This is a genomic window from Natronohydrobacter thiooxidans (assembly GCF_001884735.1).
GTDB classification, from domain to species: domain Bacteria; phylum Pseudomonadota; class Alphaproteobacteria; order Rhodobacterales; family Rhodobacteraceae; genus Roseinatronobacter; species Roseinatronobacter thiooxidans_A.
This window is the reverse complement of record NZ_MJAP01000012.1, coordinates 1-14,447: the sequence shown is the minus strand read 5'-3', so window position 1 is coordinate 14,447 and position 14,447 is coordinate 1. Positions and strand designations below refer to the sequence as shown.

13 protein-coding genes are annotated in these 14,447 nt (G+C 62.0%); 9 read left to right on the top strand and 4 right to left on the bottom strand.

Annotated features, from left to right (window positions below; all coding sequences use genetic code 11):
• Positions 1-138 precede the first annotated feature (138 nt).
• Positions 139-1,356, bottom strand: a complete 1,218-nt coding sequence (gene uxuA / locus BG457_RS07875; protein WP_071796494.1) for a mannonate dehydratase — start codon at positions 1,354-1,356, stop codon at positions 139-141.
• A gap of 32 nt (positions 1,357-1,388) precedes the next feature.
• Positions 1,389-2,084 (bottom strand): GntR family transcriptional regulator, encoded by a 696-nt coding sequence (locus tag BG457_RS07870; RefSeq protein WP_139257617.1) that lies wholly within the window; start codon positions 2,082-2,084, stop codon positions 1,389-1,391.
• A 79-nt stretch (positions 2,085-2,163) separates the two neighbouring features.
• Between BG457_RS07870 and uxaC the strand changes: the two genes are divergently transcribed.
• From uxaC to BG457_RS07830, 8 genes are read left to right on the top strand one after another with little or no spacing between them, the layout of a single operon-like run.
• Positions 2,164-3,591, top strand: coding sequence for a glucuronate isomerase (gene uxaC, locus BG457_RS07865; protein WP_245770960.1), 1,428 nt, complete (start codon positions 2,164-2,166; stop codon positions 3,589-3,591).
• A 28-nt stretch (positions 3,592-3,619) separates the two neighbouring features.
• The gene (locus BG457_RS07860; RefSeq protein ID WP_071796492.1) at positions 3,620-4,594 is read left to right on the top strand and encodes a TRAP transporter substrate-binding protein; all 975 of its coding nucleotides are present in this window, start codon (positions 3,620-3,622) and stop codon (positions 4,592-4,594) included.
• 59 nt (positions 4,595-4,653) lie between these two features.
• Complete coding sequence (locus BG457_RS07855) at positions 4,654-5,178, top strand: TRAP transporter small permease (protein WP_071796490.1); 525 nt, start codon at positions 4,654-4,656, stop codon at positions 5,176-5,178.
• Positions 5,179-6,459, top strand: coding sequence for a TRAP transporter large permease (locus tag BG457_RS07850; RefSeq protein ID WP_071796488.1), 1,281 nt, complete (start codon positions 5,179-5,181; stop codon positions 6,457-6,459).
• 8 nt (positions 6,460-6,467) lie between these two features.
• Entirely contained in the window at positions 6,468-6,773 is a 306-nt protein-coding gene (locus BG457_RS07845; protein WP_071796486.1) for a cupin domain-containing protein, read from the top strand.
• 16 nt (positions 6,774-6,789) lie between these two features.
• Positions 6,790-7,611, top strand: a complete 822-nt coding sequence (kduI, locus tag BG457_RS07840) for a 5-dehydro-4-deoxy-D-glucuronate isomerase (protein ID WP_071796484.1) — start codon at positions 6,790-6,792, stop codon at positions 7,609-7,611.
• Entirely contained in the window at positions 7,608-8,351 is a 744-nt protein-coding gene (kduD, locus tag BG457_RS07835) for a 2-dehydro-3-deoxy-D-gluconate 5-dehydrogenase KduD (RefSeq protein WP_071796482.1), read from the top strand. The genes kduI and kduD overlap by 4 nt, the downstream gene beginning before the upstream one ends.
• The gene (locus tag BG457_RS07830) at positions 8,329-9,795 is read left to right on the top strand and encodes a mannitol dehydrogenase family protein (RefSeq protein ID WP_071796480.1); all 1,467 of its coding nucleotides are present in this window, start codon (positions 8,329-8,331) and stop codon (positions 9,793-9,795) included. The genes kduD and BG457_RS07830 overlap by 23 nt, the downstream gene beginning before the upstream one ends.
• 197 nt (positions 9,796-9,992) lie before the next feature.
• On the opposite strand, the gene BG457_RS07825 is transcribed toward BG457_RS07830, so the two are convergent.
• Positions 9,993-10,433, bottom strand: coding sequence for an Rrf2 family transcriptional regulator (locus BG457_RS07825; protein ID WP_071796840.1), 441 nt, complete (start codon positions 10,431-10,433; stop codon positions 9,993-9,995).
• 267 nt (positions 10,434-10,700) lie between these two features.
• Here BG457_RS07825 and BG457_RS07820 point away from each other — a divergent pair, with 267 nt between their 5' ends.
• Positions 10,701-11,603: an NAD(P)/FAD-dependent oxidoreductase gene (locus tag BG457_RS07820; protein ID WP_071796478.1), complete on the top strand. Its 903-nt coding sequence runs from the start codon at positions 10,701-10,703 to the stop codon at positions 11,601-11,603.
• Positions 11,604-11,696: 93 nt separating this feature from the next.
• Here BG457_RS07820 and BG457_RS07815 read toward each other — a convergent pair whose 3' ends face one another.
• The gene (locus BG457_RS07815; RefSeq protein ID WP_071796476.1) at positions 11,697-14,177 is read right to left on the bottom strand and encodes an ATP-binding protein; all 2,481 of its coding nucleotides are present in this window, start codon (positions 14,175-14,177) and stop codon (positions 11,697-11,699) included.
• Positions 14,178-14,447 lie beyond the last annotated feature (270 nt).

The following is a 14,447-nucleotide window of genomic DNA, read 5'->3' as shown; positions in this document are numbered from 1 at the left end:
ATTCTCCAAACAGCATGGTGTCTTACGACAGGTTTGCCCGATCTCGATCTCAGTTCAAGCCTTTTGCCGCTCTGGCGGGGTTTGCCTTGGTTTTCGGGGCCACGATGCTACGGGTGTTCGACTGTCGCTGCGGGCCGATCAGCTCGGTGGTTGTGCATGGCGGCGGGACAGGGCCGCCTCGACCCCGCGCAATTCGGCCAGTCCTTTCAGCCGCCCGATTGCGGGATATCCGGGTTGCCCGCCGCGCCCGATATCGTCCAGAATCTCCTGCCCGTGATCGGGGCGCATGGGGATGACGGCATCCTCGCGCCCGGCGGCGCGGCGGCGGGATTCTTCCTCCAGCACTGCCTCGATCAGGGCGACCATATCGGTCTGGCCGCCCAGATGCTCATCCTCGAAGAAGGAGGCGGGGATTGTGTCGGTGTCGCGGCGCACATTGCGCAGATGCAGGAATTGCACGCGATCGCCAAACCGGCGCATCATGCCCGGAAGGTCATTGTCGGGGCGGGCGCCAAGCGAGCCCGAGCATAGTGTCATGCCATTGGCGGGCAGATCGACGGCGGCGAGGCGTTCGGCATAATCCGCCTCGGTTGACATGATGCGCGGCAGGCCCAGAAGCGGGAAGGGCGGATCATCGGGATGGCAGCACAGGCGCATTCCGATGCTTTCGGCCACGGGCGCGACCTGTTCGAGAAAATCGTGAAAATTGCGGCGCAGCACCGCATCCGTCACCGGCGCATAGCTTGCCAGCAGATCGCGGACATCTTGCATCGACAGCTTTTCCGCAGCGCCCGGCAGGCCGAAGACAATATTACCCGCGAGGCGGTCGCGCGCGGTCTCGTCCATGGCTGCAAAGCGTCGGGCGGCGGCCTCGCGCAGATCCCCGGGCAGGTCATGGCCCGCGCCCTTGCGCTGCAGGATATGAATGTCAAATGCCAGAAAATCGATCAGATCGAAACGCATGCAGCGCGCGCCATTGGGGCGCCGCCAGGCCAGATCCGTGCGCGTCCAGTCGAGGACCGGCATGAAATTGTAGCAGATCACCTGAAGCCCCGCTTGGCGCAGGTTGCGCATCGAGGTGATCCAACTCTCGATATGGCTCCGCCAGTTCCCGGTCTGGGTCTTGATCGCCTCGGAGACCGGCAGGCTTTCGACCACTTCCCATGCCAGCCCCGAGGGGCTGCCATCGCGCATCCGCGCCAGTTCGGCCTGACGCGCGGCAATGGCCTCCGGGGTCCAGACCGCGCCTGTGGGGATGTGATGCAAGGCGCTGACCACGCCCTGCACGCCCGCTTGCATCATGTCATCAACGGACACCGGGTCATGGGGTCCGAACCAGCGCCATGTCTGTCGCATGGGTATCCTTTCAGGTCAGCGCCGGGAGCGGGTCAGCGGTCGCGTTCGGTGAACATCGTGGGGTTCTGCGCGCGTATCTGTTCAATCAATCTCAGAATCCATGCAAGATGCGTGCGCATCTCGGAGGACGCGCGCATCGGGTCACGGGCGCGCAACGCCTCAAGGATCCTTTCGTGATCAGCCAAAGCGTTCGCGGCATTGAACTCCAGACTGAGCAGGCGAACGCGATCCATATGCGCCTTGTTCTCGCGGATGATCGCCCAGACATAGGGATGCCCGGCACTTTCGCAGATCTGCTGGTGAAAGGCTTCATCGAGCGCGTGAAATCCGAGGCGGTCGGCATCGGCAACAGCCTTGCGCTGGCGCGCGACGATATCCGCAAGCTCTGCGATATCGGCATCGGTCAGGTTTTCGGCGGCGCGCTCGACAATCTCGGTTTCCAGCGCCGTGCGCACGAAATTTGCCTTCAGCACATCCGCGACCGAGATCAGCGCCACCGTGGTCGCGCGTTGCGGCTGGATCTGGATCAGCCCGAGTTGGGACATGCGGAAGAAGGCGTCGCGCACAGGCTGGCGTGAAATGCCCATCTGGCGGGCGACTTCCTGCTCGGACAGCTTGGTTCCCGGCGGCAGTTCGAACTCGACCACGCGCCGGTACAGTTCCTCGAACACCAGATCGGTCGCTGACGGGCCGCGCAAAGACTCGAGCGAATTGAACGTTGCCGGCATTTTCATATCCATGTTGACTTGATGTGCAGACTAGCATATTAGTTTATCAGTTGCAAGTCCAACGGGGGAGAATCATCACGTGACTGATCAGGAAAATCCGCCCCTGCTGGACCCGGATCGGCTGTTTCCACTCGACAGTGCTGCCCGCAGCCTTGCACGCGGGCTTTATGACACCATCCGGGACCTGCCGATCATCAGCCCCCATGGGCATACGGACCCGCGCTGGTTTGCCGAAGACGCGCCCTTCCCCGATCCGGCGCAACTGTTCGTCACGCCCGACCACTATGTGTTTCGCATGCTGAACTCGCAGGGCGTGCCGCTGAATGCGCTTGGCGTGCCGCGCATCGATGGCAGGCCGACCGAGACAGACGGTCGCAAGATCTGGCGCCGGTTTGCAGAGAATTTTTACCTGTTTCGCGGCACACCAAGCCGTTTGTGGCTGGATCAGGCGTTTTCCGATGTGTTCGGCATCCGGGAACGGCTGAGCGCTGCCAGCGCGGACCGCATTTATGACCAGATCGCGGACTGCCTGTCGCGCCCGGAATTCCGCCCGCGCGCGCTCTATGAGCGCTTCGGGATAGAGGTTCTTGCGACCACCGAAAGCCCGCTGGATGATCTGGCCGCGCATCGGAAGATCGCGGAATCTGACTGGCACGGGCGCGTCATTACCGCCTATCGCCCGGATTGCGTGATTGACCCGGATTTCGAAGGTTTCGCGGGAAATATCGAACAGTTCGGCGCTCTGGCCGGGGTCGATGCCACCACATGGCAGGGCTATCTGCAGGCGCATCGGATTCGCCGCGCTTATTTCAAGTCGGTTGGCGGGGCGACCAGCACGGATCATGGCCACCCCAGCGCGCGCACCGAAGACCTGCGGCAGGCCGAGGCAGCAGCGCTGTTCGCCAAGGCGCTTGCGGGCCAATGCACGGCGGAAGAAGCCGATGCGTTTCGCGGGCATATGCTGACCGAAATGGCGCGCATGAGCCTGGACGACGGGCTGGTGATGCAGATCCATCCCGGCTCGTTCCGCAACCATTCGTCCTGCATGTTCGCACAATATGGGCGCGACAAGGGGTTCGATATTCCCACGCGCACCGATTATGTCCGGGCGTTGAAACCGCTGCTGGATGCGGTGGGGATGGACCCCCGGCTGACGCTGATCCTGTTTACACTGGATGAAACCAGCTATTCGCGCGAGCTTGCCCCGCTTGCCGGGGTCTACCCGGCGCTGCGGCTTGGCCCGGCCTGGTGGTTCTTCGACAGCGCCGAAGGGATGCGCCGGTTCCGCGAACTCACCACCGAAACCGCAGGCTTTTACAACACGGTCGGGTTCAACGACGACACCCGTGCCTTCTGCTCGATCCCCGCGCGCCATGATGTCGCGCGGCGGGTCGACTGCGCCTATCTCGCCACGCTGGTCGCCACCGGGCGTCTGGCCGAAGACGAGGCCCATGAGGTCGCTTTTGACCTTAGCTACCGGTTGGCAAAACAGGCCTACCGTCTCTGAACCACGCAAACCACTGGGAGGATACGATATGAAACTCTATACATTCGGGGCGGCGCTGCTTGCGTCCACCGCGCTTGCGCTACCCGCCTTTGCGCAGGATCTGGTGCTGCGGTCATCCGACACGCACCCGCCGGGCTACCCGACCGTCGCTGCTGTCGAATATATGGGCGAGCTGATCTCGGAACGCACGGAGGGGCGCATCGCGGTTCAGGTCTATCACTCGGCGCAATTGGGCGAGGAGCGCGACACGATCGAGCAGACACAGTTCGGGGTGATCGACCTCAACCGTATCTCGATGGGTCCGTTCAACAATTTGATTGAGGCGACCAAAGCCCCGTCCATGCCCTTCGTCTTCCGTGATGTGGCCCATATGCATGCCGTGATGGATGGCGAGATCGGGCAGGAGATCCTCGCAGAGTTCGAGAAGCACAATCTGGTTGGTCTTGCCTTCTATGATGCGGGCGCGCGCAGCCTGTACAACCGTCTGCGCCCGATCGAGAGCCTTGAAGACATGGCTGGCATGCGTATCCGGGTCATTCAGTCGGATGTGTTCGTCGATATGATCAGTGCTTTGGGTGCGAATGCGACGCCCATGCCTTATGGTGAGGTCTATTCCTCGATCCAGACCGGTGTGATTGACGGCGCGGAAAACAACTGGCCGTCCTATGAAAGCTCTGGGCATTATGAGGTCGCGGGCTATTACACGCTGACCGAACACCTGATCGTGCCGGAAGTGCTGGTCATGTCCAAGCAGCGGTGGGACAGCCTGTCGGCTGAAGATCAGGCGATCATCCGCGAGGCGGCGCAAGAGTCCGTCGCCCATCAGCGCGACCTCTGGAAGGCGCGCGAAGCGGCGTCCGAAGAGCATATCCGTGCGGCCGGTGCCACGATCAACGAGGTTGACAAGAGCGCGTTCCAGCAAGCCATGGCGCCGGTCTATGCGCGTCATGCCGAAAGCGAAGCCCTGCGCAGCCTGATCGAACGCATTCAGGTGGTCGAATAATCCTGAACCTTGCCGCGGCGCGACAGGCGCCGCGGCCGCGTCTTTGCGGGAGGCCCCTCATGCAGGCTATCGTGATCACTCTCTCGCGCGGACTTGCGGTTGTCGCGCGCATCGCGCTCTGGATATCGGGCACAGGGCTTGTGCTGATGACAGCGGCGGTCGCATGGCAGGTTTTCGGACGCTATGTCCTGAACGCGACGCCCATCTGGACCGAGGTGACGGCGGTTCTGCTGATGGGCTGGTTCATCTTTCTGGGCGCCGCTGTCGGTATCCGCGAAGGCTATCACCTGTCTTTCGATATCCTGCTCTATATCCTGCCGCAGCGGGTCAAACTGATCCTGTTCACCATCTCTGACCTGCTTGTGGGCATCTTCGCGCTGGGGATGACGCTATACGGCATCCAGCTTGCGCAGGGAACCTGGAGCAACACCATATCCGGCATCGGTCTGCCCAGCGGTGTCGCCTTTTTCGCGCTGCTGACGGGCGGCGGGCTTATCATGATCTTCTCGTTCGAGCGCGTGGCACGCCGGTTGGTCGGTTTGCCCACGGCCCGGTTTGGCGAGACCGAACTGACCGAGGACTAAATGGAATACTGGATTCTCTTCGGCACTTTTGCGGGCCTGCTGCTGATCGGCACGCCGGTTGCCTTCTGCCTCGGCATCGCCTCGCTTGCCACGGTCGCCTATATCGGTCTGCCGCCGCTGGTGGTGTTCCAGCGCCTCAATTCCGGTGTTTCGGTCTATGCGCTGATGGCGATCCCCTTCTTCATCTATGCCGGCGAGCTGATGGTACGGGGGGATATCGCCCGCAGGCTTGTCGCGCTGGCAGGCGCACTGGTCGGGCATCTCCGGGGCGGTCTGGGGCAGGTGAATATCGTCGCGTCCTGCCTGTTCGGGGGTATCTCGGGCTCTGCTGCGGCGGATGCCTCGGCCATCGGGGGGCTGATGGTCCCGCAGATGAAGGAACGCGGCTATGGCGCGGACTATGCCGTCAATATCACCGTGGTTTCCTCGATCATCGCGCTGATGCTGCCGCCCTCGCATAATCTGATCATCTATTCCATCGCGGGCGGCGGGCGGATCTCGATTGCGGATCTGTTCACTGCCGGGATCATCCCCGGCATGCTGCTGGCGCTGTCGCTGATGATTACGGCCTGGGTGGTGGCGAAGCGGCGCGGCTATCCCGTCGGGGCCTTTCCCGGTCTGCAGATGTTGGGGGTGATCTTCGTGTCAGCCCTGCCCGGCCTTGTGCTGATCGCGATCATCTTCGGCGGTGTGCGCTCGGGCGTTTTCACGGCCTCGGAAAGTTCCTGCATCGCTGTGGTCTATGCGATCCTGATCACAGTGCTGGTTTACCGGTCCCTGTCCTGGTCGGAATTTGTCGCAGCGACTGTGGGGGCGGTGCGCACCACGGCAATGGTGTTGCTGGTGATCGGCTGCGCGGCCTCTTTCGGCTGGCTGATGGCCTATATGCAGGTGCCCGCAGCCATCGTGCGCTTCATGCAGACCGTCAGCGAGAACCCGATCATCGTGCTGTTGCTGATCAATATCATGCTGCTGTTCCTTGGTACTTTCATGGATATGAGCCCGTTGATCGTGATCACCACGCCGATCTTCCTGCCAGTCGCGCAGGCCTTCGGGATCGACCCGGTTCATTTTGGTATCATCATGATCCTGAATCTCGGGATCGGCCTGTGCACGCCGCCGGTCGGCTCGGTGCTGTTCGTCGGCTGTGCGGTGGGCAAAGTGCCGATCGGGACCGTGCTGCGCACGATCTGGCCCTTCTACGGCGCGGCAGTCGGCACGCTTCTGCTTGTCACCTATATCCCTGCGCTGTCGCTTTGGCTGCCCTCAATGTTCCGCTGAGGAGTGACATGCCGTATCCCGTTATTCCTTCTGGCCCCGGCGTGACCCGGCAGGTGCTTGCCAATGACCCGGCATTGATGGTGGTTGCCTTCCGCTTCGAGCAAGACGGCGTGGGTGCCTCGCACAGCCATACACATGTGCAGAGCACCTATGTCCAATCCGGCCGCTTTGTCTTCACGATTGACGGCCGGGAATTCGAGGTCGGGGCGGGCGACGCTTTCGTAATCCCATCCGGGGCCACGCATGGCTGTCGCGCGCTGGAACCGGGCGTGCTGATCGACAGTTTCGCGCCGCGCCGCGATGATTTTCTCTGACTGAAAGGATATCCCGATGCTTCATGTTGAAACCCGCCATGCCATCGACCCCGCGACCGCAAAGGGCTTTGACACCGAAGCGCTGCGCCACCATTTCCTCCTTGGCGATCTGTTCCGCGCAGGCGAGATCCGGCTGGTCTATACCCATTATGACCGGATGATCGTCGGCGGTGCCGTTCCTGAGGGGGCGGCGCTGACACTGGATGAGGTCAGGGAATGCGGCACGCCGTCGATCCTTGATCGGCGTGAAATGGTCATCGTCAATATCGGCGGCAGCGGTCAGGTCCGCGCGGGCGAGAGCTATGCCATGGAGCGCGGTGACATGCTCTATCTGGGCATGGGCGCGGGGCCGGTCAGTTTCGAGGGTGAGGGGCGGTTCTATATCCTGTCGGCCCCGGCCCATATGGCCCATCCCTCGCGGCTTGTGCGGATCGGCGAGGCGAAGAAAGTCGAGCTGGGTTCGCGGGAGACCTCGAATGCGCGGGTGATCAACCAGTTCGTGCACCCGGATGTGATGCCGTCCTGCCAGCTGGTCGTTGGCATGACCCGGCTTGCCCCCGGTTCGGTCTGGAACACGATGCCTGCCCATGTCCATGACCGCCGGTCGGAAGCCTATCTTTATATCGACCTCGACCCCGGCGCGCGCGTCTTTCACATGATGGGCGAGCCTTCGGAAACCCGCGCAATGGTTATTGCCAATGAGCAAGGCGTGCTGTCGCCGCCCTGGTCGATCCATTGCGGTGCCGGGACGGCGAATTACACCTTCATCTGGGCGATGGCGGGGGATAATGTGGATTACCGCGATGTCGAGATGGTCGCGATGGAGGATCTGCGGTGATCCGTTTTTCGCTTGAGGGGCGCACGGCCCTTGTTACCGGGGCGACTACCGGCATCGGTCAGGCCATTGCCGTGGCGCTGGCCGAAGCAGGGGCGCGGGTGCTCTGCGCCGGGCGCTCGGAACCCGCCGAGACGCTTGCGCGGATCGAGGCCATCGGCGGTGCGGGCGAGGCTGTCCCGCTTGATCTGAGCGATCCGCTGGCCGGGGGGCGTATCTTCGAGCGGCTTTCCCCAGTCGATATTCTGGTCAACAATGCCGGGACGATCCGGCGCGCCGATGCCGTCGATTTCACCGAAGAGGACTGGGATTCGGTGATCGACGTAAACCTGAAGGCTGCGTTCTTCACCGCGCAGGGTTTTGCGCGGGCGGCCTTTGCGCGCAAGGCGGGCGGGGCGATTGTCAATATCGCGTCGCTCTTGTCATTTCAGGGGGGGATTCGCGTGCCTTCCTACACCGCCTCGAAACACGGGATTGCCGGGCTGACCAGGATTCTGGCCTGCGAATGGGCGGGGCGGGGCATCAATGTCAATGCCATTGCGCCGGGCTATGTGATCACTGACAACACCACGGACCTGCGGGCTGATCCGGGGCGCAACAAGGCCATTCTTGAGCGCATCCCCGCCGGTCGCTGGGCGGAACCCGAGGATATTGCCGGTGCGGCTGTCTTTCTTGCCTCGCCCGCTGCGGCCTATATGCACGGGGCAATCATTCCGGTGGATGGAGGCTGGCTTGCGCGCTGAAAACACAACACCCCCGCGCCTGAGACGTCCCGCCGGGCCGCGTCCGGGAATCGGCATTGTCCATCTCGGGCTTGGGGCCTTCTTTCGCGCGCATGTGGCGCTTTATATCGACGATGCGATGAGGGCATCGGGCGGCGATTGGGGCGTCTTGGGCGTCAGTCTTGTGCGGCCCGATCAGCGTGACCGGCTTGCGCCGCAGGGCTACGCCTATACGGCGGTGGAACTGGCCCCCGAAGGCGCGGACGCTCGGATTGTGGATGTGGTGCAGGATGTGATCGTCGCGCGCGAGGATCCCGCCCGGCTGCTTGATCTGCTGGCCGATCCCGCGATACGGATCGTCACGCTGACTGTCACCGAAAAAGGCTATTGCCATGAACCGGCCAGCGGCGCTCTCAACCGCGCGCACCCGGATATTCTCCATGATCTTGCCCATCCGCAGGCGCCGCGCTCGGCCCCGGGATATCTGGTGCGCGCTCTCGCGCACCGTCGCGCCGCCGGGCTGGCGCCCTTCACGGTGCTGTGTTGCGACAACCTTCCGCAGAATGGCCGCGTCGTGCGCGGGGTGGTCCTGGAGCTTGCCCGGCTGATCGATCCCGAACTTGCAGACTGGATCGCGGCGGAGGGGCGTTTTCCCGCCACCATGGTCGACCGGATTGTGCCCGCGACAAGCGATGAGGATATAGACCGTCTTGCCGAGCGCACGGGTGTCCTTGACGCCGCCCCGGTCCTGCATGAACCGTTCCGGCAATGGGTGATCGAGGATGACTTTGTGGGCGATGCCCGCCCCGACTTCGCCGCTGCCGGGGCCGAGATGGTGGCCGATGTCACCGCCTTCGAGGATATGAAACTGCGCTGTCTGAACGGCACCCATTCGGCGCTGGCATATCTGGGCTATCTTGCGGGCCATGAGACCATTGCCGAGGCAGTGGCCGACCCGGTTTTCGCCGGTTTCATCCGCCATCTCTGGGCCGCAGAGATCGTGCCGAGCCTGCAGGCGCCGCCGAATGTCGATCTGGCGGCCTATACGGAAGCCTTGTTCGTGCGCTACAGCAACCCTACGATCCGCCACCGGACCTGGCAGATCGCCATGGATGGCAGTCAGAAACTGCCCCAGCGCATCCTTGCGACACTGGCCGAGAACCTTGCTGCCGGGCGCGAGGCGCGGGGGCTGACGCTCGTGGTTGCGGCATGGATACGCTATGTCGGCGGTGTGGACGAGAGAGGGGCAGCCATTGATGTGCGCGATCCTCTGGCCGAACGCCTGCGCGCACTCAGTGATACCGCGCCTGATGCCGCAGCGAAGGTCCGAGCCTTTCTTGATCTACGCGAGGTGTTTCCCGAAGCGCTTGCCGAGAGTGCCGACTTTGCATCCGCGCTCGCCGGCGCGCTGGTCGCACTGGAAGACCGGGGCGCGCGCGCCGCATCTGCGGAGATCGCGCCGTGAGGATTGCCGATGGCGCGCCGCGTTGCCGACAGTGCCCTTGCCATCAGCATTGACCGCTCCGTGCGGTCGGACTTTCGCAGGGTAATCTCAGGACGCCGCGAGATCTGGGCCATGCGCCGGGCATATTTTCGAGGCGGCGCTTGCCGGTTGTTTCAGGACTGAATAGCGCGCCATCTTGAAGAAAACCCTGTGATCAGTCATCTCGTCCTGCAATGCGGCGTGACTGGCACTGGCTGTTCAGGCGCAAGCTGGTCGAGCGTCACCTGTCCGAAACGCGCTATGAACAGTGCCTCTGCCTGCGCCATTGTGTCCGCGAGCGCCGCGTTCACATTCCTTTCGATCAGGCATTCGGGATGGTCGCTGCGATAACCGATCGCAAACAGTCTGGGCCGGTTCAGTGCCTCATACACGGCCAGCAGAGTGATCCGGTTCAGGGGACAGGCCAGCCGCCAGCCGCCACCATGCCCTTTGCCCGACTGCACATAGCCCGCTTCGCGCAGATCGGCCATTGTCCTGCGAAGTACTGCCGGGTTGGTGCCCATGCTTCTGGCGAGAACCTCGGACGTCAACGGGTGATCAACCTGCGCCATATGCACCAGCACATGCAGCATGTCCGAAAGTCTGGTATCCTTGTTCATCTGACCTCCCGGAATCAATTTGATCCATATCCGGATATACGGATCGCCCGGATTGGTCGATAGAAGCAGAATTTCATGTATCAATGATTGATACATGACCTGCGGCGAGTTATGTATCATTAACAGATACATGATTCGGTGCCCTTATGTCCAGCTTCTGCAGCCCTTGCCCACCCGGGCCTTTCATTTCCTCAATGCCACGCGGCGCCGCTCGGCTGCCGGTTTTTGTCCCAGTTCCTTCCAGAACCTGATCACGCGGGGATCTCCATGCAATATGACACGATCATCATAGGCGGCAGCTTTGCCGGGCTCTCGGCAGCACTATATCTGGCGCGCGCGCGAAAATCCGTATGCGTGCTGGATACGGGCGCGCCGCGCAACCGGTTCGCCGTCGAGTCCCACGGCTTTTTCGCTCAGGACGGCAATGATCCGAAGGCTATGCTGGAAACCATGCGCGCACAGGTTGCAGCCTATCCCACAGTAACCTTCCTCGCGGATGCCGCTGTCGATGCCAGCAAGAAAGGCATCGCTTTCGCCGTCACATTGCGCAGCGGCGCGCAGCTTACCGGAAAGCGCTTGCTTCTCGCTTTCGGCGTCTCCGACATCCTGCCCGAAACGCCGGGGATTGCTGAACACTGGGGGGCTTCGGTGATCCATTGCCCCTATTGCCACGGTTATGAGTACTGTGACCGGCGCCTCGGCGTGCTCAATGTCTCGCCGATGTCATTTCATCAGGCAGTGATGATCTCGGAATGGGGACCTACGACATTCTATCTCGATGGTGGGGCGCTTGATACCGCCCAGAGTGACGGCCTTGCGCAACGCGGCGTCAGGATCGAGGCGGCAAGGGTCGAGCGCGTGACAGGTGACGGCCGCAATCTGTCGGAAATCCATCTCGTGGGCAGCCAGCGCCAGCGGCTCGATGCCTTGTTCATTGGTCCCCGCAACCAACTCAATAGCACCATTGCCGCACAGCTGGGCTGCGCGACCACCACAGGCCCTCTCGGGGAGGCAGTCACGGTCAATGAAAACCAGATGACCAGTGTTGCCGGTGTTTACGCGGCAGGCGATATTACCCGGATGGCGCATAACATCACCTTCGCTTGCGCTGATGGCGTCATGGCCGCGATGGCAATTCACCGCTCGCTTGTCTTCGACGCGGCGTTATAAACGAAAACCCGACAGGTTTCAGTACTCCCGCGACCATGGACGCCTATGCCGGGAAAGCCCCGAAGACGGGGCCGTGCACGGCAATAGCCGCGGCTACCCGGCCAGGCGTCCGGTCAAGGTTGCGACCTGCGTCAGCAGATCGGCCTTGCGCAGGGGCTTTGCGATACAGCCCGCGAATCCGGCCGCGCGGTAGCCTTCGACCTGATGCGACATGGCATTCGCCGTGACCGCGAGCGCAAGCGGTGGCGGCACGGCGCGCTCTTCTGCGAGCCGGTTCATTTCCAGAAGTGCCGACGGGCCATCCAGCACGGGCATGGATATGTCCAGAAGAAGGACATCAAACGGATTTTCCGCCCATGCCTCGACCGCCTTTGCCCCGTTGTCCACGACAGTGACGATTGCGCCGGTGTCCCGCAGCATCGCCTGCGCGACCAATTGGTTGGTGCGTATGTCATCGGCAATGAGAAAGCGAAGGCCGGTCAGGTCAACAGTCTCTGGTTGCCCGGCTGCGGCGGCTTCGGGGGTTGTCGGCAAGGGAAGCACGACAGTCACAGTTGTTCCCTTGCCCAGTTCGGAAGTGACCTCGATCGTGCCATTCATCAGGGATACCAGACGTCTGACAATCGACATTCCCAGACCCGTGCCCCCAAACCGGCGGGTGATTGATCCATCCGCCTGCGTGAAGTCTTCGAAAATCCTGTCGCGCTGTTGCCGGGTCATGCCAATGCCGGTGTCGCGCACCGCAATCGTGACCGGGCCGGTCGGATCATTGCGCAATGTGACGTTGATTTCACCCTGATCGGTGAACTTGATCGCGTTACTGATCAGATTGTGAAGGATCTGCCCCACCCGATGAGGGTCGCCACGACGCGGCAGTTTCAAATCGGCGGCGCTGTCGATCTGCAGCTTCAACCCTTTCTCCTGGCAACAGGAGCTGTGCAGAGCGACAACATCGGCCACGAGTTTACCGGGATCAAAGCGCGCATCCTCGATCTGCATCTTTCCCGCTTCGATCTTGGAAATGTCCAGAATATCGTTCAGTACCTGCAGCAATCCTTCGCCGCTTTTGCGAATGATCTCTGCCATCTGCCGATGGGCCGGGTCCGTCACCGCCTCTTGCAAAAGCTCCGCCATGCCAAGGACGCCGTTCATGGGCGTGCGTATCTCATGGCTCATATTGGCAAGAAAAACCGACTTGGCACGGTTTGCGGCTTCCGCCTGCTCGCGCGCGCTTTGCATGGCGGTCACATCCATGCCCGCGCCGCGATAGCCTGCGAACTTGCCCTCGCTGTCAAAGATGGGCGTGCCCGATATCTGAAACCAAAAGGTGCTGCCGTCATCCGTCACGACGCGGTAGACAAAGCCTGAGAAGGCTTCATGTCGCGCCAGTTTCCGGTCCAGTTCGGCCCAGTCGGCGCTATCCCGCGTTTCCGGGCGTTCCGCATAAAACTCTGATCGTGTGTGGCCCAGCACGATCGCCCCCGTAAAACCGGACAAGCGGTTGAATGTGTCGGAAATATAGGTGAAGCGCAGATCCGCATCCTGTTCCCAGACCCAGGAGCGGCTGATTTCTGCGACATCATAAAACCGTTTCGCGATTTCCTGTTGTTGCTGAAGGCTGTCGCGCAGCTGCGCTTCAGTCTTCGCCTGCGCCGCGCGGGCGCTCTGAAGGTGATGCATCTGCTTCTGCAAGGCCGTGTTGGCCGCTTCCAGATCCCAGATGGCGCGCTGACGCGCCTCCATCAGGCGCCCCATCTGTATGCTGGGCACAAGGATCAGCGCGGCGGCCAGAAAGAGCAACACGCGGATCGTCCAGATCTGCGGCGGGTGAAGCTGCCAGCCGCCATGGGGCAGTGCCGCGAGTTGCCATGATCCGGTCGGCAACTGGACATAAGACAGCACAGGCATGTCCTCTGCCGTCACCGCCGGGCCAAAGAATCTGATGCCCTGTGATCCTGTCGCGTCCCGACCGGTCAGCGTAACCGAAAACGGCAGATCATCGACCAGCCCGCCTTGCGCATACAGCACTTCGAGATCCATCACCGCCGACACCAGCCCCCAGAAAACCGGGGGGCCATCCCCATCTGGCAGGAAGACCGGAAAACGCCCGATGAACCCCTGTCCCCCTTGCACAAGATCGACCGGCCCGGCCAGAACCAGCTCACCAAGATCGCGCGCGCGAAAGGCCGCGTCGCGTTGTTCGGGCAAGCTGTTGTAATCCAGCCCGATTGCCTGCTCATTTCCGGCAATCGGATACATTAACTGAATGATCATGTCGGGGGCTGCGGCAACGTTGCGCAGTAAGGGTTCGTCGTCGATCAGCCTGCTCGCCAGTTCGGCAAAGCGGGTCTGATCCATGTCGGGCTCGGTTGCGATGGTGGCAATCAGGCCGCGCACCAGTTGTATCGGTCCGTTGACAGCCCCTTCCAGATCGGCGCGCAGCACCGCAACCTGAGCCGCAATCGTGGCACGTTGTCCTTCGAGATGGTTTTTCCGCGCCTGATGTTCAGCGGCAAGCCACCCGGCGACCACGACCAGAAATGCAAGCAGGGCGGGCGCGTTGGTTTTGCGCATCAACACTTTTCGACACCACGAGAGCCAGTTGGTCATCGGGAGAGCGGGAACCTGACTGGGCGCACATTGAGGATCACGCGTGTTGGCTTTCTCTTCCGGGAGACCGCGAATACCTTGGACACTGCACGATAGCACAGCGGGCAGCGCTTGCTTAGAGCAAACTCGTTCAAATTGCCTGTAGCAAGCGCAAGATCAGCACGCAAGCGGACGACGGATCGAGACGCCAGTACGACAAAAACGGCAGCATGTCATCAGGGAAATCCGCGCCGA